Here is a 21,950-nt window from a genome sequence, read left to right as displayed (position 1 = left end):
GCCTCGGCCGGATGGAGAACGCGATCAAGATCAGGCGGGGCGGTCCCGAGGACCTGCCGGCCGTCCTCGGGATACTCGACAGCGCCGTGGTCTGGCTCAACGGCAAGGGGATCACCGCCCAGTGGGGCACCGATCCCTTCACCGCGCGGCCGAAGACCGTGGAGCACGTGGGCCGGGTGCTGGGCGAGGGCGACCCGTGGATCGCCGAGGTCGGCGGCGTCCCGGCCGGCACCCTCACCCTGACCCCGCACCCCGGCGCGTACGTCCCGCCGGCCGGCGAGCCGGAGCGGTACGTCCGCTACCTCGCCACCGACGGCCGCTTCCACGGCCTCGGGGTCGGCGCGGCCCTGCTCGCCCACGCGGCGGAGGAGACCCGCCGCGCGGGCGTCTCGCTGCTCCGCGTGGACTGCTTCGCGGGCGGCGAGGGCCGTCTCGTCGCGTACTACGAGCGCCAGGGCTTCACCCGCACCGACCCCTTCGCCGTCGGCGACTGGCCGGGCCAGGTCCTGGAGATGCGGGTGTGACGCGGGCGTGAGGCCCCGGCGCGGGGGACGGCTCAGCCGTGGAAGGTGATGAAGCCGTTGCCGTCGCGGTCGTTCGCCGCCTTGGTGTAGGCGTGCGTGTCCGCGGCGGCGCCGCCGGGCTTGATCAGCCTGATCGTGTCCTTGTCGTTGTTCCACATGAAGTTGCAGTTGTTGCGGTAGGCGACGTTGCCCGCGTCGGACTCGGTGCCCCGGCCGCCGCGCAGCTTCACGTGGTCGCCGGGCTCCAGGTAGTGGTTGAGGCGGAAGGTGTAGCTGTTGCCGGCCGCGTCCTTCACGACGTAGCCCTTGAGGTTCATCCGGGCGGTCCGCGAGAAGTTCTTGATCGTCACGAACTCGGCCTGGGTGTTGCCGGTCGTGCAGCTGTTGTTGTCGCGGCCCGGGGCGTCGTACTGGACGCCGGCGATCTTCAGGTTCGAGGGGTACTCGGTGGCCTGGGCCGGGGTGGCGACGAGGACGGTGGCGAGGGCGCCGGTGCCGAGGGCCGCGGCTATGACGGGACGGATGGTGCGGGTGCGCAAGGGACCCCCCTGGTGGTGCCTGTGATTGACGGCTCAACATACACAGGATCACCACATCCCGTTGGCCGATCGTTCATTTCGGGACAGGGGCGGGACGGGGCACGGGCCGGTTCCGGTTTCGGGCCCGGGACGGGAGAAGGGGCGGGCGGGAGTCGGTGACTCCCGCCCGCCCCTTCTCCCCGGGCCTGCGGCGGTCAGGCCGCCGCGGCCAGGCGCTCCGGCGCGGCGCGCGGGACGAAGCGGACGGAGGGGTGGCCGTGGCGCCAGGCCATGGCCACCTTCAGGTTGCCGACCCGGGCCAGGACGAGGCCGATGACGGCGGCCGCGGCGAGCGACACCAGGCCGCCGGTCGCGAAGCCGACGCGGGCGCCGTAGGTGTCGGTGACCCAGCCCAGCAGGGGCGCTCCGATCGGCGTGCCGCCCGCGAAGACCATCATGTAGAGGCTCATCACCCGGCCCCGCATGGCCGGATCGGTCGCCATCTGGACGGCGGAGTTCGCGGTGATGTTCACCGTGAGGCCGATCATGCCGATCGGGACGAGCAGCAGCGCGAAGAGCCAGAACGCCGGCGAGAGCGCCGCCACGACCTCCAGGGCGCCGAAGACGGCCGCGGCGATCACCAGCATCCGCAGCCGGGTCGAGCCCCGGCGGGCCGCGAGCAGGGCGCCCGCGAGGGAGCCGGCCGCCATCAGGGTGTTGAGGAGGCCGTAGGTGCCGGCGCCGACGTGGAAGACCTCCCCGGAGAAGGCGGTCAGCCAGATCGGGAAGTTGAAGCCGAAGGTGCCGACGAAGCCGACGAGGACGATCGGCCAGATCAGGTCCGGCCGGCCCGCCACGTACCGCAGGCCCTCCCGCAGCTGGCCCTTGCCGCGCGGGGCGCGCTCGACCTTGTGCAGCTCGCCCGTGCGCATCAGCCACAGGGCGGCCAGCGGCGCGAGGAAGGAGAGGCCGTTGATGAGGAAGGCCCAGCCGCTGCCGACGCCGGCGATCAGGACGCCGGCGACGGCGGGGCCGACGAGCCGGGCGGACTGGAAGTTCGCGGAGTTGAGCGAGACGGCGTTGCGGAGCTGGTCGGGGCCGACCATCTCGGAGACGAAGGACTGCCGGGCCGGGTTGTCGACGACCGTCACCATGCCGAGCAGGAAGGCGATCAGGTAGACGTGCCAGACCTGCACCTGTCCGGTGAGGGTGAGCGCGGCGAGCGCGAGCCCGCACAGGCCGAGGGCGGCCTGGCTGACGAGGAGCAGGCTCCGCTTCGGGTAGCGGTCGGCGATGACGCCGCCGTACAGGCCGAAGAGGAGCATCGGCAGGAACTGCAGGGCGGTGGTGACGCCGACGGCGGCGGCCGAGCCGGTGAGGCTCAGGACCAGCCAGTCCTGGGTGATCCGGGCCATCCACGTACCGGTGTTGGAGACGATCGCTCCGGTGAAGAACAGCCGGTAGTTCCGGATCGAGAGCGAGGAGAAGGTTCCCCTGCGGGACCCTCCGCCCCGGGTGTTCGGGGTAGTCGCGGGTTTGTGGACGGGTGCGGAGTCTGCTCCGGGTCCCGTACTCAAAGTGCGTCGCCTCCTTGGCGCTCGGGTTCAGAGATGGGCGAGCTTCTCCAGGACCGGAGCGGCCGCGCGCAGTACGGCCCACTCGTCCTCGTCCAGACCTTCGGCGAGGGAGGCCAGCCAGGCGTTCCGCTTGCGGCGGGCGTCCTCGAGCATGGTCTCGGCCCGCTCGGTCTGGCTGACCACCTTCTGCCGGCGGTCGTCGGGGTGCGGCTCCAGCCTGACCAGTCCCTTGGCTTCGAGCAGGGCGACGATGCGGGTCATCGACGGCGGCTGTACGTGCTCCTTGCGGGCCAGCTCACCGGGGGTGGCGGACCCGCAGAGGGCCAGGGTGCCGAGCACCGACATCTCGGTCGGGCTCAGCGACTCGTCGACGCGCTGGTGCTTGAGGCGCCGGCTCAGCCGCATGACGGACGAGCGGATCGCGTTCACGGCCGCGGCGTCGTCGGCGGTGCCGTGGGACAGATCAGGCATGTAGTTAGCATAACTCATTACTCTCGCTAAAGACCACTGGAATGATCGCGTGTCGCGCACGTCACGCCCTCGATGGGGCACGAGTCACATCGCTCCAGGTCACGGGGAGGTATCCATGTATCACCCAAATGAGTGAGCTGGATCCGGAAAGTGACGCAAAGAAGCCCCGACAGCCCCGACGCTGAGCACATGGGATCGACAGTGCTCAGCCTGCGTATCGACAGTGAGCTGCTCGACCGGCTCAAGGGTCACGCCGCGAAAAGAGGAATGAGCGTCCAGGACTACGTGGTCCGGACGCTCATTCGGGAGGACTTCGACGAGCGGTTCAAGACCGCCGTCGAGGAGACGGAGAAGTTCTACGGGGCGGATCCGGAGCCTCCCGGCACCGGCTCCGCCCCGCTCGATCAGGTCAGGCCCAGCGCCGGCATCGCGTAGTAGAAGACGAAGATCGCCGACACGACGTACATCGCCACCGGGACCTCACGGCCCCGGCCGGCCGCCAGACGCAGCACGCTGAAGCTGATGAAGCCGATGCCGATGCCGTTCGTGATCGAGTACGTGAACGGCATCATCAGCATGGCCAGGAAGGCCGGCATCGCGATGGTGTAGTCGGTCCAGTCGATGTCCTTGATCGACCCGGCCAGGATCAGGAAGCCCACCGCGAGCAGCGCGGGGGTCGCCGCCTGCGACGGCACCATGGTCGCGAGCGGCGTGAGGAACAGCGCCACCGAGAACAGACCGCCCGTGACGACCGAGGCCAGGCCCGTGCGGGCACCCTCGCCGACGCCCGCCGTGGACTCCACGAAGCAGGTGGTGGCCGAGGAGGAGGTAGCGCCGCCGGAGGCGACGGCGAGGCCGTCCACCAGCAGGACCTTGTTGATGCCCGGGAAGCTGCCGTCCTTGTCGATCAGCTTGGCCTCGTCGCCGACGCCCAGGATCGTGCCCATGGCGTCGAAGAAGCAGGACAGCAGGACGGTGAAGACGAAGAGCACGCCGGTGAGGACGCCGACCTTGCCGAAGCCGCCGAAGAGGCTGACCTGGCCGACCAGGCCGAAGTCGGGGGAGGCGACCGGGTTGCCCGGCCACTCCGGGGTGGTCAGGCCCCAGGACGGGATGTCCGCCACCGCGTTGATCACCATGGCGACGATCGTCATGACGACGATCGAGATGAGGATCGCGCCCGGCACCTTGCGGATGATCAGGGCGAGGGTGAGCAGGGTGCCCAGGACGAAGACCAGGACCGGCCAGCCGGTGAGGTGCCCGCCGGTGCCGAGCTGGAGCGGGACGGTGGTGTGCGCGGCGTCGGGGATGCGGGAGACGAAGCCCGAGTCGACGAGGCCGATCAGCATGATGAAGAGGCCGATGCCGATCGCGATGCCCTTGCGCAGGCCGACCGGGACGGCGTTCATGACCCGCTCGCGCAGGCCGGTCGCGACCAGCAGCATCACGACGATGCCGGCGAGCACGACCATGCCCATGGCGTCCGGCCAGGACATCTGGGGCGCGAGCTGGAGGGCGACGACCGTGTTGACGCCGAGGCCGGCGGCGAGCGCGATCGGGACGTTGCCGATGACGCCCATGAGGAGGGTCGAGAAGGCCGCCGTCAGGACGGTGGCGGTGACGAGCTGGCCGCCGTCGAGCTGGTTCCCGTACATGTCCTTGGCGCTGCCGAGGATGATCGGGTTCAGCACGATGATGTAGGCCATCGCGAAGAAGGTGGCGAAGCCGCCCCGGATCTCGCGGGCGACGGTGGAGCCGCGCTCGGAGATCTTGAAGTAGCGGTCGAGGGCCGAGGCGGGTTCCTGGGGAGACTGCGGCTCGGGGGCGGAGGCCTTGGCGGTGGCCGTGGTGCTCATGGAGTGGGTTCCTCTTCGGGAAGGTCCAGACGTCCTTTTGGCGGTTCATACGAAGGAAACCCGCCATAGGCAAACCGTTTCAGTATGAACACATGAACGAGGGCGAGTCCATCTCCGCGCGTAGACCCCGTCCCGGGAGGCCCCCGCACCCCGCCACGCCCCGGGAACCCGCCCGCCTAGACTGGCCCCATGGCGAAGTGGACACCCCGGCACGAGGCACCCGAACCCCTGGAGGGGCCCGTCGTCGGCACCATCACCGGCGGCACGATCCTCTGGTTCGTCCTCTTCCTCGTCCAGCTCCCCTTCTACGGCTGGTTCGACGACCGCGACCTCACCTGGTGGGTGTGGACCTGCCTCGCCGGCGCCGGCCTCGGCCTGATCGGCATCTGGTACGTCCGCAAGCGCGACGCCGCCATCAAGCGGCACCGGGCGGCGCAGGCGGCGCAGGCGGCGCAGGGCGCGGGCGGCACGCCCGCCGCGTAGCACCGGGGGACGATTCCGGTCCTCCCCCGGTCGGATCTTCGCCCTTCTCGGCAGGTGAACGGCCGGGACCGGTCGTACCGTCGAGAACATGACTCAGCGGGCGAAGATCGACACGGGCGACGGCGGAACCGGGCACCCCCCGGGCACCCTGGCGGAATCCGAACCGCCCGTCGTCCACCGCCCCGCCGGACTCACCGCCGCCGAGGTCGCCGAACGCGTCGCCCGCGGCGAGGTCAACGACGTCCCCGTCCGCAGCTCCCGCTCCACCGCCGACATCGTCCGGGCCAACGTCTTCACCCGCTTCAACGCGATCATCGGCGTCCTCTGGGTGATCATGCTGATCGTCGCCCCGATCCAGGACAGCCTCTTCGGCTTCGTGATCGTCGCCAACACCGGCATCGGCATCATCCAGGAGCTCCGCGCCAAGAAGACCCTCGACGGCCTCGCCGTCATCGGCGAGGCGAAACCCACCGTCCGGCGCGACGGACGCGCCGCCGAGATCTCCACCTCGGAGATCGTCCTCGGCGACCTCATCGAGCTCGGCCCCGGCGACAAGGTCGTCGTCGACGGCGTCGTCGCCGAGGCCGACGGCATGGAGATCGACGAGTCCCTCCTCACCGGCGAGGCCGACCCCGTCGTCAAACGCCCCGGCGACCCCGTCATGTCCGGTTCCTTCGTCGTCGCCGGCGGCGGCGCCTTCACCGCCACCAAGGTCGGCCGGGAGGCGTACGCGGCCCAGCTCGCCGAGGAGGCGTCCCGCTTCACGCTCGTCCACTCCGAGCTGCGCTCCGGGATCTCCACCATCCTCAAGTACGTGACGTGGATGATGGTGCCGACCGCGATCGGCCTGGTCATCAGCCAGCTCGTCGTCAAGGACAACGACCTCAAGAACTCCATCGCCCGGACCGTCGGCGGCATCGTCCCGATGATCCCCGAAGGGCTCGTCCTGCTCACCTCGGTCGCCTTCGCGATCGGCGTCATCCGGCTCGGCCGCAAGCAGTGCCTCGTCCAGGAGCTGCCCGCCATCGAGGGCCTCGCCCGGGTCGACGTCGTCTGCCTCGACAAGACCGGCACCCTCACCGAGGGCGGCATGGACGTCACCGAGGTCCGCGTCCTGGGCGGCGCCGACGAGGCCCACGTGCGCAAGGTCCTCGGCGCCCTCGGCGAGTCCGACCCGCGCCCCAACGCCTCCCTCCAGGCCGTCGTCGCCGCCTTCCCCGACGCCGAGGAGTGGCGCTGCACCGAGTCGCTGCCCTTCTCCTCCGCCCGCAAGTACAGCGGCGCCGCCTTCAGCGAGGGCGACGGCGAGGAGTCCACCTGGCTGCTCGGCGCCCCCGACGTCCTCCTCCCGGCCGGCGACCCGGCCCTCGCCGAGATCGACCACCTCAACGAGCAGGGCCTGCGGGTCCTCCTCCTCGCCCGCACCGCCCACCCCCTGGACTCCCCCGACGTCGCGCAGGACGCCCGCGCCACCGCCCTCGTCGTCCTCGAACAGCGGCTGCGGCCCGACGCCGCCGACACCCTCGCCTACTTCGCCGACCAGGACGTGGCCGCCAAGGTCATCTCCGGCGACAACGCGGTCTCCGTCGGCGCCGTCGCCGGCAAGCTGGGCCTGCCCGGCGCCGAGCACACCGTCGACGCCCGCACCCTCCCCGCCGAACGGGAGGAGATGGCGAAGGTCCTCGACGGCAACGCCGTCTTCGGCCGCGTCACCCCGCGACAGAAGCGGGACATGGTCGCCGCGCTCCAGTCCCACGGGCACACGGTCGCCATGACCGGCGACGGCGTCAACGACGTCCTCGCCCTCAAGGACGCCGACATCGGCGTCTCCATGGGCTCCGGCTCCGAGGCCACCCGCGCCGTCGCCCAGATCGTCCTCCTGAACAACTCCTTCGCGACGCTCCCCTCGGTCGTCGCGGAGGGCCGCCGGGTCATCGGCAACATCACCCGGGTGGCGACCCTCTTCCTCACGAAGACGGTCTACTCGGTCCTCCTGGCGATCCTGGTCGTGGTCTCCCAGATCGAGTACCCCTTCCTCCCCCGGCACCTGACCCTGCTGTCCACCCTCACGATCGGCGTCCCGGCCTTCTTCCTCGCCCTCGCCCCCAACAAGGAACGCGCCAAGCCGCACTTCGTCCGGCGGGTCATGCGGTACGCGGTCCCCGGCGGCGTCGTCGCGGCGGCCGCCACCTTCACCACGTACCTCCTCGCCCGCCACCACTACACCGGTGCGGACGCCCTCGGCGCCGAGACCAGCGCGGCCACCCTCACGCTCTTCCTGGTCTCCATGTGGGTCCTGGCGATCATCGCCCGCCCCTACACCTGGTGGCGGATCGCCCTGGTGGCCGCGATGGGCGGCGCCTTCCTCCTCGTCCTGGCCGTCCCCTGGCTCCAGGACTTCTTCGCCCTCAAGCTCGTCGGCACGACCATGCCCTGGGCGGCCGTCGCCGTCGCCGCCGCCGGCGCGGCCGTCCTGGAGCTGGCCTGGCGCTGGGTGGACCGCCGCTTCCCGGCGTGAACCGGCGGCGCCGCTAGTCGAACCAGCGGTCGCGGGCCAGCTCCGCCGTGCGGGTGGGGTCCTCCAGGAGGGCCGCCACCTCGAAGCGGCGGGGCCACTGGCCGGTGGCCCAGGCCAGGGCGGCCGCGACGCCTTCCAGGGTGGCGGCGTGGAGGACGCCGTCGGGCGTCAGGCGCCAGTCCAGTTCGGTGCCGCCCGCGCGGAGCTCCTCGTGTTCGAGGTAGGTCGCGGGGGTCGACGGGCCGAGCAGGGCGTGCACCGCGGCCGGGACCTCGTGCTCCTCGCCCTCCGTGGTGACCTCCGCCTCGACCGCCTCGCCGAGGCGGCGGACCTGGAAGAGCTCCGCCAGGTCGGCCGCCCGCGACGGGGCGACCGGCAGGAGCGGGAGGCCCGCCGTGAGCGGCAGGAGGTCGGGGGCGTCCGCCACCAGCGCCTCCGCCGCGTCGACGACGACCGGCTCGCCGTCCACGACCGCGCGCAGCTCGTCCGGGAGCGTGACCTGGTCGGGGTCCAGGTCCGCCAGCGCCGTGTACAGGGCGTGCAGCTGGGGGCCCGAGACCGGCCGGGACGGATCGGCCAGGCGGGACAGCAGCTCCGCCGCACCGCCCGGCTCGTCCAGGAGGGCCGCCACCGAGGTGCGGACGCCGAGCGCCCGCAGCACCTGCTCGTCCTCGAAGCCGGTCGCGTCGGCGGGGTCGTACAGCCCGGCGAGGAGCGGGTCCGAGCCCTCCGCGCGCAGGCCCGCCGGGCGGCGGCCGCCGAGGACCGGGTGGTCGCGCAGCCACCAGGCCGTGTAGGAGCGGACCGTCTCCGTCGTGCCGTCCGGCAGGAGGACCCGTACGGGCTGGGTCAGGGCGTCCCGCAGCGGCGGCCGCGCCAGCAGGGACAGCGCCCGCGGCCAGGCGTCGTCGTCGACGAGGTCCAGGTCGCGCACGGCGACGATCTCGGTCGCCACCGGCGGCACCACGGCCTCCGGCAGCCGGTCGAGGACGTCCTCGCACCACACGTCGACCGCGTCGAGCAGGCCCGCGTCGTCCGGCTCCGGGTAGTCGCCCTCGCGGGGCTCCAGGTCGTCGGGGTCGAGGACGAGGTCGGCGGCCCGGACGAGCGCGAAGTTCGCGAGGACCCCGCAGGCGGCCAGCGGGGCCTCGCCCCAGCGGGCGGCCAGCTCGGCGTCGACGTGGGCGAGTTCGCCCTCCCGCATCACCTCGGCGAACGCCGAGCCGGGCATCACCAGCTCCCCCGCGGGGGCGAGTTCGCCGTCCTCGTCGGGCAGCGCGAGCGCGGCCAGCCACGGCTCGTCGCCGGGCTCCAGGCCCGCGTCCCGGACGAGCCCGAGGACGGTCTCGGCGAGTTCGTCGGCGTCCGGCTCCGGCGCGTCCAGGTCCCAGCCGTCGGCCGCCTCCAGGGAGTTCGCGACGGCCGCCCGCACCTGCGGGGTCGTCAGGACCGCGCGGGGCGTCGCCGGGAGGGCGCCCAGCTTCTCCAGGAGCGGGTGCGCCGCCTCCGCGTGCGCCACCTTCAGACCGAGGCGGGCCAGCTCCGCCGGAGTGCCCTCCTGCGGCAGCAGGACCTGGCGCGGCCCGATGGCCGTCCGTCCCGAGTCCAGCGGCACCGGCAGACCGGTCAGCCGGTCCGGATCCACACCGGCGAGGGAGTCGTACAGCCGCCGCCACCAGCCCGGCGCCCGCTCCACGCCCGCGAGCCGGTCCACCGCCTCCGTCAGCGGCACCCGGCCCACGCCCAGCGTGCGCAGCTCGGGGCGGCGCTCCAGGCCCGCGGGGAGCAGCGTCGGGAACACCTCGGCGAGGACGGCGACCGTCTCCGCGCCCGCGCCCTCGACGACCTCCGCCTCGATCGGGCGCAGCGCCGGAAGGTCCTCCGTCGGCACGGCCGGGGCGAGGAAGGCGACGCGGGGCAGCCGGTCGAGGATCGCGTCGCGCAGCGCGCCGTCGAGCGGGCCCTTGCCGAGGGGGCCGGGCACGAGGTCGAGCGCCCCGCTGGTCACCGGCCGCCAGTCGGCGAGGAGTTCGGCGTACGCGTCGGCGGCCCGCAGCACCAGGAAGTCCGTCAGCGGCCCCGGCGCCGGGTGGCGGCGGGCCGTGTCCAGCGGCAGCGAGGCGATGAGCAGGGCGGGGATGCCGAGCGGCTCGTCGGTGGGCGTCGGCGCGTGCACGACGGGCGCGGTGCGCGGGTAGCGGGGGGCGCCGGCGTCGTCCACGGGGACGGCCCAGGTGACCGACCAGTGCGGGCGCAGCCGCTCCTCGACGGGGCGGTCGGCGAGGAGGGCGGCGTCGAGCGGGCCGGTGTGGGTGACGGTCCGCCAGCGGTGCGGGCCCTCGGCGGCCGAGTCCTCGATCCGGACGTAGCCGTCGGCCTCGGAGCGGGTCAGGGTGCGGACCCCGCCGGGCGTCTCCACGACGATCTCGGAGAGACCCGGAAGAGTGAGCAGCGTCGCGTCGTCGACGGCCGCGAGGAGCCGTTCGGCGAGGTCGTGGGCGGCGGCGTCGCGCAGCGGCAGGACGACGACCGTGTCGTACCCGTCGGGCGCGGTGCCCTCGGCGGGCAGCGGCAGCCTCAGGAGGGGTACGTGGCCGTCCCTGCGGCGCAGTTCGTCGCCGAGGCCCGGGGCGTGCCGGGCCACGTCCGCGGCGAGTTCGCGGGCCTCCGCGAGGGACCAGCGGACACCGCCGTGGCGGCCCAGGACGGCCGGTTCGTCGGAGACGGCGAGGACGGCGGCGAAGCCGACGCCGAAGCGGCCGACGGCGGCCGCGGCGTCCCGTTCGGTGCGCTTCGCGGAGGCGCGGAGCGTCGACAGGGACTCGACGCCGGCCGCGTCGAGCGGGGCGCCGGTGTTGGCGGCGGCCAGGACGGCCGGGCTGTCGGCGTCCGCCGGGTGCAGGGTCAGCCGCAGGCGGCCGGTCGCGCCGGCGCGGGCGGCGGCGTCGGCGGCGTTCTGGGCCAGCTCGACGACGAGGCGGTCCCGGTAGCCGCCGAGGGCGAGGTCCTCCTCGGCGTTCGCGTCCTCGCGGAAGCGGGCGGGGGAGGCGGTCCAGGCGTCCAGGACGCCTCTGCGGAGCCGCGCGGTGCCGAAGGGATCGCTTCCGTCGGTCGTCGTCCGGACGGTGACGCTCACGTCTGACTCCACTCTGCTGTGCCGGCCTCTGCCGTGGCGGCCTTCGGTCCCGCGCCGAAGTTACCGCGCCCGGCCCCCTACCCCTCAGCGGGCACGTCACCCCCGCGCACCCGGAGGGGGCGGGGGCTCTCGCGGGTCAGGAGTGGCCGAGGTCGTCCGAGGCGGGGTCCGGGGCGGCCACCGAGCCGGAGTCCGTGGGCGGGCGGAGGGGGAAGGGGTCGACCGCGGTGGAGTCGAGGACGGGTTCGGCGGGGCGGGGCGGGGTCGGCATGACGGCCGCCTCCGAGTGCCCGCCGCAGCCGTACGCGAGGGAGACCACGCGGCCGTCCGCCGGGGCCAGTTCGTTGGCGCAGAGGCCGAAGGACTGGCTCAGCGAGCCGGCGAGCGGCACCAGGAAGGCGCAGGACTGGCAGGTGGCGGGCGCCGCCTGGGCCATGGGCGTGCGGGGGCCGAAGGCCTCGTCCCAGCGGTCGGCGGCGAGCCGGAGGCCGTACCGGGAGAGGACGCGGGCCCGGCCCATGCCGATCTCCTCGGCGACGGACGCGATCGCGCCGCGCGTCGGCGCCCGGTCCGTGATCTCGGCGTCCTCGGCGTCGAGGTGGTCCGCCAGCTCGGAGGAGACGGCGGAGTTCGGCGGCGGGGCGTCCTCGCCGGTGTAGCCGGGCTCCAGGCGCGGGTCGTCCTGCTCGGTCGGCAGGAGGTCGCCGGGGCCGAGGTCGCCGGGACGCAGCCGCTCGCTCCACGGCACCCATTCGGGCGCGAGGAGGGCGTCGGGTCCGGGCAGCAAAACGGTTTCGTCGAGCGTGACGTTCTTGGCGCGGGAGGCGCGGGTGACGGTGACGGCCCAGCGCCAGCCGCGGTAGCCCGGCTCCTTGCACGCGAAGAAGTGCGTGACGACCCGGTCGCCCTCCGCGACGACTCCGGCGTGTTCGCCGACGACGCCGGGGGCGGCGGCCTCCTCGGCGGCCTCCCGCGCGAGGTCCACGGCCTCGGCGCAGAGGCGGTCGGGGGCCGGGGTACGCGTGGCTCGCGGGGTACGCGGGGCACGGTCTCGCGTCGTCGCAGCACTCACTGGTATCGCTTCTCTCCTACGCCGTCTCACGGGTGCGCCGGCCGAGGTCCGGGAGCGAGGCTCCGGGAGCGGGGCGGGCGGAGCGGACCTGGGGGCCGCATCGACGTCCGCACCCGACCGGATCTCACACGTCTCGGGCACACCTATCGTCATCCATTCTGCGGGATGCCGAAGGGGCGCGCGGTCGAGAGGAACCGCCGGTGGCGCGCTACGCACGCTACCCCGTTCGCGGGCCTGGGCCCACCTGCGCGCCCCAAGTGACCCGGATCGGGCTCCGGAGCCCCCGCCGGACCCGGCCCCTCCCCGGCCCTCCCCGCCCCTCGCCGCCCCCTTCCCGTCCGCCTCCCGGCGTGTCCCGGAGCCGCCTCCCCCCGGTGCCCGACACCCCCGGGGAGCGCGGGCTCGGTTCGGGCGGGGGGCGGGTGGGGCACTATGAGGTGGTGGCAGCCGCACGGTCCTCTGGTCGATCCCACGATCGCCCCGGGCCGCTCCGCCGAGCGGGCCGGGCGGCGGGGCGTGCTCTGCACCTGCCGTTCACGGGGACCGCGCGGGGGATCCGGCGGGCGACCCACGCGCACGGCGCGGGCGAGTCGGGCCTCGGGAAGCTGATCGAGCTGCACGCGGTGAACGGCGCCGGGGACGTGATGATCACCGTGGCGCTCGCGTCGACCGTGTTCTTCTCGGTGCCCACCGACGAGGCCCGCGGGCGGGTCGCGCTCTACCTCGCCATCACCATGCTCCCCTTCACGCTCCTCGCGCCCGTGATCGGACCGCTGCTCGACCGGCTGCCGCACGGGCGGCGGGCCGCGATGGCGGCGGCGATGCTCACCCGGGCGGTGCTGGCCGTGCTGATGTCCGGGGCGGTCGCGACCGGCGGGATCGAGCTGTACCCGGCGGCGCTCGGCGTGCTCGTGGCGTCGAAGGCGTACGGGGTGGTGCGCAGCGCCGTGGTGCCCCGGCTGCTGCCACCGGGCTTCTCCCTGGTGAAGGCGAACTCGCGGGTCACGCTCGCGGGGCTGCTGGCGACGGGCGTCGCCGCGCCGATCGGGGCCGGGCTCCAGATGGTGGGGCCGCGGTGGCCGCTGTTCGGGGCGTGCGCGCTGTTCCTGCTGGGCACGTACTGGGCGGTGCGGATGCCGCACAAGGTGGACTCGGCGAAGGGCGAGCGGCGGGCGCACCTGCTGACGCACGGCGAGAGGAAGCCGAGCCTGCGGACGGTGGGTCCCGCGGTGCTGCACGGGCTCCAGGCGAACGCGGCGCAGCGGATGCTCTCCGGCTTCCTGATCTTCTTCCTGGCCTTCCTGCTGCGCGAGCACCCGCTGTCGGGGCAGTCGGCGGCGGTGTCGCTGGGGATCGTGGGCGTGGCCGCGGGGGTGGGGAACGCGTGCGGGACGGCGGCCGGGGGGCTGCTGCGGGACCGGGGGCACCGCCCGGAGGTGATCATCGCGGTGATGATCTCGACCGTGCTCGCGGCGGCGGTCTGCGCCGCCGTCTTCTTCGGCGGGGTGATGGTCGCGGTGCTGGGCGCGGTGGCGGGGCTGACGCAGGCCCTGTCGAAGCTGTCGCTGGACGCGCTGATCCAGCGGGACGTGCCCGAGGTCGTGCGGACCTCGGCGTTCGCGCGCTCGGAGACGGCGCTGCAGATGGCGTGGGTGGTGGGCGGCGGGCTCGGCATCGTGATGCCGCTGAACGGGACGGTCGGGATGGCGGCGGCGGCCGGCTTCCTCGCGATCGGCGCCCTGCTCGCCGTACGGGGCCTGCTGTCGTCGCGCGGCACGGGCACCTCGGACCGCCCCCAGCGCACGAAGGTCGCCTGACCCGGCTCGGTACCGGCGGCTCCGTTCCCGGGCGTCGCGGGGCGGCCGGAACCACCGCCATACCGACGGCCCCGGCACGGCACGCCGTACCCCCGCGTGGCAGCGGCGCGGCGGCCCGATAGCCTTCGGCTCATGACCGTTGCGTTCTTCTCCGGCTCGCGCCGCCGGGCCGCCGTCGCCCTCGGGGCCGTCTCCGCCGGGCTCCTCGTCCTCACCGCCTGCGAAAAGCCGACTCCGATCGCGACCGTCACGGTCGGGACCGAATCGATCAACTCCGAGGCCGCCTGCTACAACGACGGCGACCCCATCAAGGAGTCCGACGTCCAGAAGTGCCTCAACAAGAAGGCCGAGAAGTCGATCACCGTCGCCATGGACGACAAGATCCGCTTCGGTGTCGACCCGGAGATCGCCGACAACGGCTGGACCATCTTCCTGGGCGGCCAGCAGGCCGAGCCCGAGCCGTACAAGAAGACGTACCGGACCATCCCGGCCAGCGCCTTCTTCTCCAGCCAGGCCCCCGGCGAGGCCGCCGCGGACGAGACGCAGGTGACCATCGTCGAGAACACCGGCAAGACGCTCACCGGCATCTGGCACTTCAAGCTGAAGAAGGAATCCTGATCCTCCGGTGCCCCACCGGACCCTGATCGTGACGGCCGTGGCGGCGGAGGCGGACTCCGTCGCCGGCGGTCTCGCCCCCCTCGCCCGCCCGGGCGGGGAGCTTCCCGTGCCGGGCGGTCTCCTGCTGCGCCGGTACGAGGGCCTGGACCTGCTCGTCGGCGGGGTCGGGCCCGCCGCCGTCGCCGCCGCGACCGGCGCCGCGCTGACCCGCGCCGCGCTCGCCGGCGAGCCGTACGGCCTCGTCGTCTCCGCCGGGATCGCCGGCGGTTTCCCCGGCCGCGCCCCGCTCGGCTCCCTCGTCGTCTCCGACGCGATCGTCGCCGCCGACCTGGGCGCCGACACGCCCGACGGGTACCTCCCCGTCGAGGAGCTGGGCTTCGGCCGCTCCGTCCACCGCGTGCCGGACGCCCTCACCCAACCCGCCGCCGCCGCCCTGGCGGCCGCCGGGCTCCCGCACACCACCGGCGGCGTGCTGACCGTCTCCACCGTCACCGGCAGCGCCGCCCGCGCCGGCGAACTCGCCGCCCGCCACCCGGGGGCCGCCGCCGAGGCGATGGAGGGCTTCGGGGTCGCCGAGGCCGCCGCCGCGCACGGCGCCGCCGTCCTCGAACTGCGGGCCGTGTCGAACGCCGTGGGTCCCCGCGACCGCGCCGCCTGGCGCATCGGCGACGCCCTGACCGCGCTCCGGGCCGCCGCCGCGGCCCTCGTACCCGTCCTCGGCACCCTGGAGGCCCGGCCGTGCAGCTGAAGATCGCCTACTCGCCCTGCCCGAACGACACCTTCGTCTTCGACGCCTGGGCCCACGGCCGCGTCCCCGGCGCGCCGCGCCTCGACGTCACCTTCGCCGACATCGACGTCACCAACGGCTGGGCGGAGGGCGGCGCCGACGGCCACGACGTCCTGAAGGTCTCGTACGCCGTCCTGCCCTGGATCCTCGACGAGTACGCGCTGCTGCCCTGCGGCGGGGCGCTCGGCCGGGGCTGCGGCCCGCTGGTGCTCACCCGGGAGCCCGGGGACGGGCCCGGGGACGGCGCCGGCCTCGCCGGGAAGACGGTCGCGGTGCCGAGCGAGCGCTCGACCGCCTACCTGCTCTTCCGGCTGTGGGCGGCCGAGACCGTGCCCGGAGGCGTCGGCGAGGTCGTCGTGATGCCGTTCCACGAGATCATGCCCGCCGTCCGCGACGGCAAGGTCGACGCGGGGCTCGTCATCCACGAGGCCCGCTTCACCTACAAGTCCTACGGGCTCCACTGCCTCGCCGACATGGGCGAGCACTGGGAGTCCACCACCGGCCTGCCGATCCCGCTCGGCGCGATCGTCGCCCGCCGCTCGCTCGGCGCCGAGACGCTCCGGCTGCTCGCCGACTCCGCCCGGACGTCGGTGCGGATGGCCTGGGACGACCCGGCCGCCTCACGGCCGTACGTCATGGAGCACGCCCAGGAACTGGACCCGAAGGTCGCCGACCAGCACATCGGCCTGTACGTCAACGAGTTCACCGCCGACCTCGGCGAGGACGGCTACGCGGCGGTCCGGGGCCTGCTCACCCGCGCCGCGGCCGAGGGACTCGTACCGCCCCTCGGCCCGGACGCGCTGTCGTTCCCCTGAGGGTCAGACGTCGAGCTGGTCCGCGACCGCCCGCAGCAGGCCCGCGATCTTCTTGCCGGCCGCCTTGTCGGGGTACCGGCCGCGCTCCAGCATCGGCGTGATGTTCTCCAGGACCGTCGTCAGGTCCTGCACGATCGACGCCAGCTCGTCGGGCTTGCGCCGCTGCGCCGCCGCCACCGACGGCGTCGGGTCGAGGACCGTCACCGAGAGCGCCTGGTCGCCCCGCTGGCCCGCGACGACGCCGAACTCCACCCGCTGGCCCGGCTTCAGTGCGTCGACTCCGTCGGGGAGCACCGACGAGTGCACGAAGACGTCACCGCCGTCGTCGCGGGAGAGAAAGCCGAAGCCCTTCTCGCTGTTGAACCATTTGACCTTGCCGGTAGGCACGTCTGTCCCTCGTCCTCGTTGACTCGTCGGGGTAAAAGAAACAGCGGGTCGACTGGCCCGCCGGCACCAAGGCTAATGCTCCGGGGACGCGTGACAAGACGCCGCCGAAGTGTTCCTCCGGCCGGGGAACTACCCTGGCCGGATGCGCAGTGAAACCCCCACAGGACCGGTGGACGAGTCCGGGCCCGGCGACGGGCTCGTGAAGGCGGGTGTCGTCGTCTTCGCGGTCGGCGCGCTCGCGACGCTGGTCACGGTGGCTCCGCTCCTCCTCGGGACCGACCCCTTCCCGACCGTCGCCTACCTGGTGTCGATGCTGATGGGGGTCGGTTTCGCGCTCGCCGCCGCCGGGGTGCTGCGCTCGGTCGCGGCCCAGCGGCGGCAGGCCCGGCGGGCCTCCTAGACCTCCCGAGCGGGGCGGGCCGCGAGGTGCGCCGCCCACCAGGCGCGGAAGTCCGTCAGGTCCTCCAGGACCACGTCGGCGCCGGCGGCGCGCAGCTCCGCGGCGTCGCACGGGCCGGTCGCGACGGCGACCGACAGGGCGCCGGCGGCCTTCGCGCCGCGCACGTCCCCGACGTGGTCGCCGACGTAGACCGAGGCGCCGTGGGCGCGCAGCGCCTCCGCCTTGGCCTCGGCGAAGAGGCGGCCGACGACCGCGTCCGGCTCGATGCCGAGGTGGGCGAAGTGGCGCTGGGCGTCGGGGCCGTTCTTGGCGGTGACGACGACGGTGCGGCCGCCGGCCTCGCGGACCGCGTCGAGGGCGTCGCGGGCACCCGGCATGGGGACGGTCGGCTCGATCGCGTGCTCGGGGTAGAGGGCGCGGTAGCGGGCGGTCATCTCGGCGACCTGCGCGGCGGGCACCCAGTGCGCCATCTCCTGCTCCAGCGGGGGGCCGAGCCGGGTGACGACGAGGTCGGCGTCGACGGCGACGCCGTACTTCTCGGAGAACGCCACGAAGGCGGCGCGGATGCCGGGGCGGGTGTCGAGGAGCGTCAGGTCGAGGTCGAAGCCCACGGTGAGCGGGGCCTCGGATGTGTTCGTCGTCATGGGTGACATTGTGCCCGGGTGTTCGAATAGGGCCCTTGCTTAAACTGAGCCAAGCCTTACCGAACCTCCTCCTCGCCCGATGGGTGCTCATGACAGCCGCTTTCCGTTCCAGACGGGTCCTCGCGACCTCGGCGGCCGTCGTCGCCCTGCTGCTCGCCGTCCTCCTCAGCCTCGCCGTCGGCGCCCGCCCGATCGCCCCCGGCACCGTCCTCGACGCCCTCCTGCACGGCGGGACCGGCGACGACGCCGAGGTGGTGCGGCAGCTGCGGGTGCCGCGCACCGTCATCGGGCTGATGGTCGGCGCCGCCCTCGCGCTCGCCGGCACCGCCCTCCAGGGCATCACCCGCAACCCGATCGCCGACCCCGGCATCCTCGGCATCAGCCAGGGCTCCTCGGTCGCCGTCGTCCTCGCCATCGCCTTCCTCGGCGTGCACAGCCTCTCCGGCTACGTGTGGTTCGCCTTCGCCGGCGCCGCGGTCGCCTCGGTCGCCGTGTACGCGATCGCCTCCAGCGGCCGGGGCGGCGCCACGCCCGTGAAGCTGGCCCTCGGCGGCGCGGCGATCAACGCGCTGCTGCTGTCCGTGACGACCGGCGTGCTCACGACGAAGGCCGCCGCGCTGGACGAGTTCCGGTTCTGGCAGACCGGCTCCCTCGACGGGCGCGACGCGGCCACGATCGGGCAGATCTGGCCCTTCCTGCTGCTCGGCGCCGTCCTGGTGCTGTCGGTGGCCCGGGGGCTGGACGCGCTCGCGCTCGGCGAGGACGTCGCCAAGGGGCTCGGGCAGAAGGTCGCCACCGTCCGGATCGCCGGCGGCCTCGGCGCCACCGTCCTCACCGGCGCGGCCGTCGCCGCCGCCGGACCCATCGCCTTCGTCGGCCTCGCCGTCCCGCACATCGCCCGCGCGGTCGTCGGCTCCGACCACCGCTGGACGCTGCCGATGGCCGCGCTGATCGGCCCCGTGATGGTGCTGGTCGCGGACGTCGCGGGCCGGGTCGTCTTCCCGCCCGGCGAGGTGCCGGCCGGCGTCATGACGGCGCTCATCGGCGTGCCGTTCCTGGTGACCCTGGTGCGGCGGAAGGCGGTCCCGGCATGAGCCTCGCGCAGCACGCCCCGGACGCCGGGACGCGGCCCGCCGCCGCCCGGCCCGCCGGATACGGGCTGGTCCGCACCGGACCGGTCTCCTTCCTCGTCCACCGGCGGTCGGTGCTCGCCGCCGCGGTGCTGCTCCTGCTGCTGGCCGCGGTCTCGGTCGCGTACCTCTGCGTCGGCGAGCGGACCGTCGCCCCCGGCGAGGTCCTCACCATCCTGACCGGCGGCGACTCCCCCGCCGCGTTCGTCGTCGAGGAGCTGCGCGAGCCCCGGCTCGTCACCGCGCTCGCCGTCGGCGCCGCCTTCGGGATCGCCGGCGCGCTCATCCAGACCGTCGCCCGCAACCCGCTCGCCTCCCCCGACATCATCGGCATCAGCCAGGGCGCCGGCGCGCTCACCGTCGGCGCGATGACCTTCGGGCTCGCCTCGTACGCGGTCCTGCCGTACCTGTCGATCGCCGGCGGCGTCCTGGCCGCCGCGCTCGTGTACGTCTTCGCGTGGCGCGGCGGGCTGCACGCCACCCGCTTCGTCCTCATCGGCATCGGCTTCGCCATCGCGCTGCGGTCCCTGATCACCCTCTTCATGACCAAGGGCGACTACCTCGTCGCCCAGCAGGCGCAGATCTGGATGACCGGCTCGCTCAACGGGCGCGGCTGGGAGGAGTCCGCGCCGGTCCGCTGGACGCTGCTGGTGATGGTGCCGGCCGTGCTGTGGGCGGCCCGCGCCCAGCGGACCGTCTCCCTCGACGACTCCACCGCGACCGCGCTCGGCGTCCGCCTCGGGCGGGTGCGGCTCGGGCTCGTCGCGGTCGGCGTGGTGCTGGCCTCCGTCGCCACCGGCGTCGCCGGGCCGGTCGACTTCGTGGCGCTGCTCGCCCCGCAGATCGCCCGCCGGGTCACCCGGACGGCGCAGATCCCGCTGCTCTGCTCGGCGCTGTTCGGCGCGCTGATCGTCGTCGCCGCCGACCTGGTCGGGCGGCGGCTGTTCTCACCGGTGGAACTGCCGGTGGGCGTCCTCACGGCGGCGGTCGGCGCCCCGTATCTGATCTGGCTCATCGTCCGGAGCCGCACGGGAGAGAAGGCATGAGCGAAGGTACGAAGACGGGCGCGGGCCCCGGCGGCAGGCTGGCCGCCCGCGGGCTGACCCTCGCCTACGAGAACCGGGTCGTCGTCGAGGACCTCGACCTGGTGGTCCCCGACGGCAGGGTGACCGTCATCGTCGGGCCCAACGCGTGCGGCAAGTCCACGACGCTGCGGGCGCTCGGACGGCTCCTCAAGCCCGTGCGGGGCGCGGTGCTCCTCGACGGGGAGGAGCTGGCGAAGCTCCCCACGAAGCGGATCGCCCGCTCGATCGGCCTGCTGCCGCAGACGCCCGTCGCGCCCGAGGCGATCACCGTGGCGGACCTCGTCGCGCGCGGCCGGCAGCCGCACCAGGCGTGGTGGAAGCAGTGGTCCGAGGAGGACGAGCGGGCCGTCACGGAGGCGATGGCCCGCACGGACGTCGCCCCGCTCGCGGACCGGTCCGTGGACGAGCTGTCCGGCGGCCAGCGCCAGCGCGTCTGGATCGCGATGGCCCTGGCGCAGGAGACCGACCTGCTGCTCCTCGACGAGCCCACCACCTATCTGGACATCGCGCACCAGGTGGAGGTGCTGGACCTGGTGCGCCGCCTCAACCGCTCGCGCGGGCGCACGGTCGTCCTGGTCCTCCACGACCTGAACCAGGCGGCGCGCTACGCGGACCACCTCATCGCCATGAAGGCGGGCCGGGTCGTGACGCAGGGCCCGCCGTCCGAGGTCGTCACCGACACGATGGTCCGGGAGGTCTTCGGCCTGCCCGCCGTGGTCGTCCCCGACCCGGTGACCGGCTCCCCGCTGGTGGTGCCGGGGGCGCCCTGGGACGGGGAGTCAGCGGCGCCGGGAGCGGTGCAGGAGGTAGAGGGCTGAGAGCAGGGCGGCGGCCCTGAGGGTCCACGGCCAGGTCTCGGCGAGGGCGGTGTCCAGGGCGCCCGGCGGGACCGGCTCGCCCCAGCGGCCCCGGAGCCTGCCCCACAGCCAGCCGGCGCCGCCCGCCGCCGCCACGCCGGGCAGCACGAAGACGGCCGTCTTGACCTGGGCGGGGCTCAGCCGGCGGGAGCCGTACGCGACGAGCCAGCCGAGGGCCAGCGCGAGCAGCCAGCCGAAGGCCGCGCCGGCGACCAGCAGCAGCGCGGCGAGGAGGAGGAAGGGGTGCGCGAAGCCGCGGGACGCGACCGCGGGCGCGTCCGGCTCCGCCGCCTCCTCCGCCCCCGCCCGCGCCGGGCGCCGGAGCAGCAGGCGGGCCAGGCGGCGGCCCCGGCCGGCCGGGGCGGGCTCCTCCCCCGGGGCCTCCGGCTCCGCTTCCTCGGGCTCGGGCGGGCGGAAGAGTTCGGGCGCCTCCACTCCGCCCACGAAACCGGGGACGATCGGACCGCCGCCGGCGGAGCCGAAACCGAAGCCGGAGGCGTCCGAGCCGAAGCCGTCGGAGTCGGAGCCCGCGCCTGCGCCGGTGCCTGCGCCCGCGCCGAAGTCCGCGTCCGTGGCCGGGCCGCCGTGCCACCAGCCCCGGGGGCCGGGGACGGCGGGCGGCGCGTCCACGGGGGTCCCCTTGCCGGGGGCCCTCCCGGGCGCGCTGCCCCGCGCCTTCCCGGGCGCCCGGCCCGGTGCCTTCGCCGGGGTCTTGCCCGGTGTCCTTCCGGGTGCCCCGCGCTGCGGCGTACCGGCCCCCGGCTCCTCGTCGGCGGGCGCGCCGGCGTCGGACCACCACGCCCGCCCGCGCCGCGCCGGGACCGGAGCCGTACCGGAAGCGGAAGCGGAACCGGGGCGAGGGCCGGTGCCTGAGCCGGAGCGGGGGTCGGAGTCGGTGCCGGAGCCACGACCGGTACCGGCGCCACGACCGGTGCCGGTGCCACGACCGGTGCCGGTGCCGGAGGGCGTGCCGGCTTCTCCCCTGTTCTTCGCCCTCGTCACCACCTCGGCCGGGGTGCCCAGGTCGCCGAGGATGCCCCGGACGGCGGAGGGGGACTCCTCGCCGTGGGTGGCGCGGCGGCGGTCGATCTCGTCGCGGAGACCGGCGACGAGCGCGCTGCGGTCGCCCGGCGGGAGCTGCCGCTGCTGGGCGAGGTCACCGACCTCGCTCAGGTAGTCCATGACCATCCGGTCGCTCTCGATGCCCACGCCGCCCCTCCACCGTCCGGCCGAACGCCGTCCCGGTCCTGACGGT

At 74.3% G+C, this 21,950-nt stretch carries 21 protein-coding genes; 12 read left to right on the top strand and 9 right to left on the bottom strand.

Annotated elements, in window-relative coordinates; translation table 11 throughout:
• The first annotated feature begins 11 nt into the window (after positions 1 to 11).
• Positions 12 to 524: a GNAT family N-acetyltransferase gene (locus ACFW6A_RS31555; RefSeq protein WP_351856958.1), complete on the top strand. Its 513-nt coding sequence runs from the start codon at positions 12 to 14 to the stop codon at positions 522 to 524.
• A 32-nt stretch (positions 525 to 556) separates the two neighbouring features.
• Here ACFW6A_RS31555 and ACFW6A_RS31550 read toward each other — a convergent pair whose 3' ends face one another.
• The 3 genes from ACFW6A_RS31550 to ACFW6A_RS31540 all read right to left on the bottom strand — a co-directional run bounded on the left by ACFW6A_RS31550 (position 557) and on the right by ACFW6A_RS31540 (position 3,090).
• On the bottom strand, positions 557 to 1,063 hold the full coding sequence (locus tag ACFW6A_RS31550; RefSeq protein ID WP_386477487.1) for a lamin tail domain-containing protein: 507 nt from the start codon (positions 1,061 to 1,063) through the stop codon (positions 557 to 559).
• Positions 1,064 to 1,257: 194 nt separating this feature from the next.
• A complete protein-coding gene (locus tag ACFW6A_RS31545; RefSeq protein WP_351855609.1) occupies positions 1,258 to 2,619 on the bottom strand; it encodes an MFS transporter in 1,362 nt (453 codons plus the stop codon).
• Positions 2,620 to 2,646: 27 nt separating this feature from the next.
• Positions 2,647 to 3,090: a MarR family winged helix-turn-helix transcriptional regulator gene (locus ACFW6A_RS31540; protein WP_030749604.1), complete on the bottom strand. Its 444-nt coding sequence runs from the start codon at positions 3,088 to 3,090 to the stop codon at positions 2,647 to 2,649.
• A 189-nt stretch (positions 3,091 to 3,279) separates the two neighbouring features.
• On the opposite strand from ACFW6A_RS31540, the gene ACFW6A_RS31535 reads away from it, so the two are divergent.
• On the top strand, positions 3,280 to 3,525 hold the full coding sequence (locus tag ACFW6A_RS31535) for a hypothetical protein (protein ID WP_351855611.1): 246 nt from the start codon (positions 3,280 to 3,282) through the stop codon (positions 3,523 to 3,525).
• On the opposite strand, the gene ACFW6A_RS31530 is transcribed toward ACFW6A_RS31535, so the two are convergent.
• Positions 3,495 to 4,946: an NCS2 family permease gene (locus ACFW6A_RS31530; RefSeq protein ID WP_386644624.1), complete on the bottom strand. Its 1,452-nt coding sequence runs from the start codon at positions 4,944 to 4,946 to the stop codon at positions 3,495 to 3,497. The genes ACFW6A_RS31535 and ACFW6A_RS31530 overlap by 31 nt on opposite strands.
• A 189-nt stretch (positions 4,947 to 5,135) precedes the next feature.
• On the opposite strand from ACFW6A_RS31530, the gene ACFW6A_RS31525 reads away from it, so the two are divergent.
• Positions 5,136 to 5,429 (top strand): DUF2530 domain-containing protein, encoded by a 294-nt coding sequence (locus ACFW6A_RS31525; protein WP_386477493.1) that lies wholly within the window; start codon positions 5,136 to 5,138, stop codon positions 5,427 to 5,429.
• A gap of 88 nt (positions 5,430 to 5,517) precedes the next feature.
• Complete coding sequence (locus ACFW6A_RS31520) at positions 5,518 to 7,947, top strand: HAD-IC family P-type ATPase (protein WP_386644621.1); 2,430 nt, start codon at positions 5,518 to 5,520, stop codon at positions 7,945 to 7,947.
• 13 nt (positions 7,948 to 7,960) lie between these two features.
• Here the strand turns inward: ACFW6A_RS31520 and ACFW6A_RS31515 are convergent, their stop codons facing one another.
• Together ACFW6A_RS31515 and ACFW6A_RS31510 are read right to left on the bottom strand one after the other, a co-directional pair.
• Positions 7,961 to 11,095 carry a sacsin N-terminal ATP-binding-like domain-containing protein gene (locus tag ACFW6A_RS31515; RefSeq protein ID WP_386644618.1) on the bottom strand — a complete coding sequence of 1,045 codons (3,135 nt, stop codon included), beginning with the start codon at positions 11,093 to 11,095 and terminating at the stop codon, positions 7,961 to 7,963.
• 124 nt (positions 11,096 to 11,219) lie between these two features.
• Positions 11,220 to 12,155, bottom strand: coding sequence for a DUF3027 domain-containing protein (locus ACFW6A_RS31510; RefSeq protein ID WP_351855624.1), 936 nt, complete (start codon positions 12,153 to 12,155; stop codon positions 11,220 to 11,222).
• A 440-nt stretch (positions 12,156 to 12,595) separates the two neighbouring features.
• On the opposite strand from ACFW6A_RS31510, the gene ACFW6A_RS31505 reads away from it, so the two are divergent.
• From ACFW6A_RS31505 to ACFW6A_RS31490, 4 genes are all read left to right on the top strand, one after another.
• Positions 12,596 to 13,972 (top strand): MFS transporter, encoded by a 1,377-nt coding sequence (locus tag ACFW6A_RS31505; RefSeq protein WP_351855626.1) that lies wholly within the window; start codon positions 12,596 to 12,598, stop codon positions 13,970 to 13,972.
• A gap of 132 nt (positions 13,973 to 14,104) precedes the next feature.
• Positions 14,105 to 14,590, top strand: coding sequence for a DUF2771 domain-containing protein (locus tag ACFW6A_RS31500; protein ID WP_351855628.1), 486 nt, complete (start codon positions 14,105 to 14,107; stop codon positions 14,588 to 14,590).
• Between the two features lie 7 nt (positions 14,591 to 14,597).
• Entirely contained in the window at positions 14,598 to 15,338 is a 741-nt protein-coding gene (locus tag ACFW6A_RS31495; protein WP_386478021.1) for a futalosine hydrolase, read from the top strand.
• Positions 15,329 to 16,192: a 1,4-dihydroxy-6-naphthoate synthase gene (locus ACFW6A_RS31490; protein ID WP_351855634.1), complete on the top strand. Its 864-nt coding sequence runs from the start codon at positions 15,329 to 15,331 to the stop codon at positions 16,190 to 16,192. Before ACFW6A_RS31495 ends, ACFW6A_RS31490 begins: the two co-directional genes overlap by 10 nt.
• A 3-nt stretch (positions 16,193 to 16,195) precedes the next feature.
• Here ACFW6A_RS31490 and ACFW6A_RS31485 read toward each other — a convergent pair whose 3' ends face one another.
• Positions 16,196 to 16,579 (bottom strand): cold-shock protein, encoded by a 384-nt coding sequence (locus ACFW6A_RS31485; RefSeq protein WP_189954685.1) that lies wholly within the window; start codon positions 16,577 to 16,579, stop codon positions 16,196 to 16,198.
• Between the two features lie 142 nt (positions 16,580 to 16,721).
• Between ACFW6A_RS31485 and ACFW6A_RS31480 the strand changes: the two genes are divergently transcribed.
• Positions 16,722 to 16,979: a hypothetical protein gene (locus ACFW6A_RS31480; RefSeq protein WP_351855636.1), complete on the top strand. Its 258-nt coding sequence runs from the start codon at positions 16,722 to 16,724 to the stop codon at positions 16,977 to 16,979.
• Here ACFW6A_RS31480 and ACFW6A_RS31475 read toward each other — a convergent pair.
• Positions 16,976 to 17,632 (bottom strand): HAD family hydrolase, encoded by a 657-nt coding sequence (locus tag ACFW6A_RS31475; protein WP_351855639.1) that lies wholly within the window; start codon positions 17,630 to 17,632, stop codon positions 16,976 to 16,978. The genes ACFW6A_RS31480 and ACFW6A_RS31475 overlap by 4 nt on opposite strands.
• 80 nt (positions 17,633 to 17,712) lie before the next feature.
• Here ACFW6A_RS31475 and ACFW6A_RS31470 point away from each other — a divergent pair, with 80 nt between their 5' ends.
• The 3 genes from ACFW6A_RS31470 to ACFW6A_RS31460 are packed head-to-tail and all read left to right on the top strand — an operon-like array spanning position 17,713 to position 20,656.
• The gene (locus ACFW6A_RS31470; RefSeq protein WP_351855642.1) at positions 17,713 to 18,717 is read left to right on the top strand and encodes an iron chelate uptake ABC transporter family permease subunit; all 1,005 of its coding nucleotides are present in this window, start codon (positions 17,713 to 17,715) and stop codon (positions 18,715 to 18,717) included.
• Positions 18,714 to 19,799, top strand: coding sequence for an iron chelate uptake ABC transporter family permease subunit (locus ACFW6A_RS31465; protein ID WP_351855644.1), 1,086 nt, complete (start codon positions 18,714 to 18,716; stop codon positions 19,797 to 19,799). The genes ACFW6A_RS31470 and ACFW6A_RS31465 overlap by 4 nt, the downstream gene beginning before the upstream one ends.
• Positions 19,796 to 20,656 (top strand): ABC transporter ATP-binding protein, encoded by an 861-nt coding sequence (locus tag ACFW6A_RS31460; protein ID WP_351855647.1) that lies wholly within the window; start codon positions 19,796 to 19,798, stop codon positions 20,654 to 20,656. Before ACFW6A_RS31465 ends, ACFW6A_RS31460 begins: the two co-directional genes overlap by 4 nt.
• On the opposite strand, the gene ACFW6A_RS31455 is transcribed toward ACFW6A_RS31460, so the two are convergent.
• Positions 20,618 to 21,904, bottom strand: a complete 1,287-nt coding sequence (locus ACFW6A_RS31455) for a hypothetical protein (RefSeq protein WP_386644613.1) — start codon at positions 21,902 to 21,904, stop codon at positions 20,618 to 20,620. The genes ACFW6A_RS31460 and ACFW6A_RS31455 overlap by 39 nt on opposite strands.
• Positions 21,905 to 21,950: the final 46 nt, after the last annotated feature.

Origin of the sequence: Streptomyces sp. NPDC058758, assembly GCF_042746075.1 — a bacterium.
In the GTDB taxonomy this organism is placed as follows: Bacteria; Actinomycetota; Actinomycetes; order Streptomycetales; family Streptomycetaceae; genus Streptomyces.
This window is presented reverse-complemented; position numbering and strand designations above follow the sequence as displayed.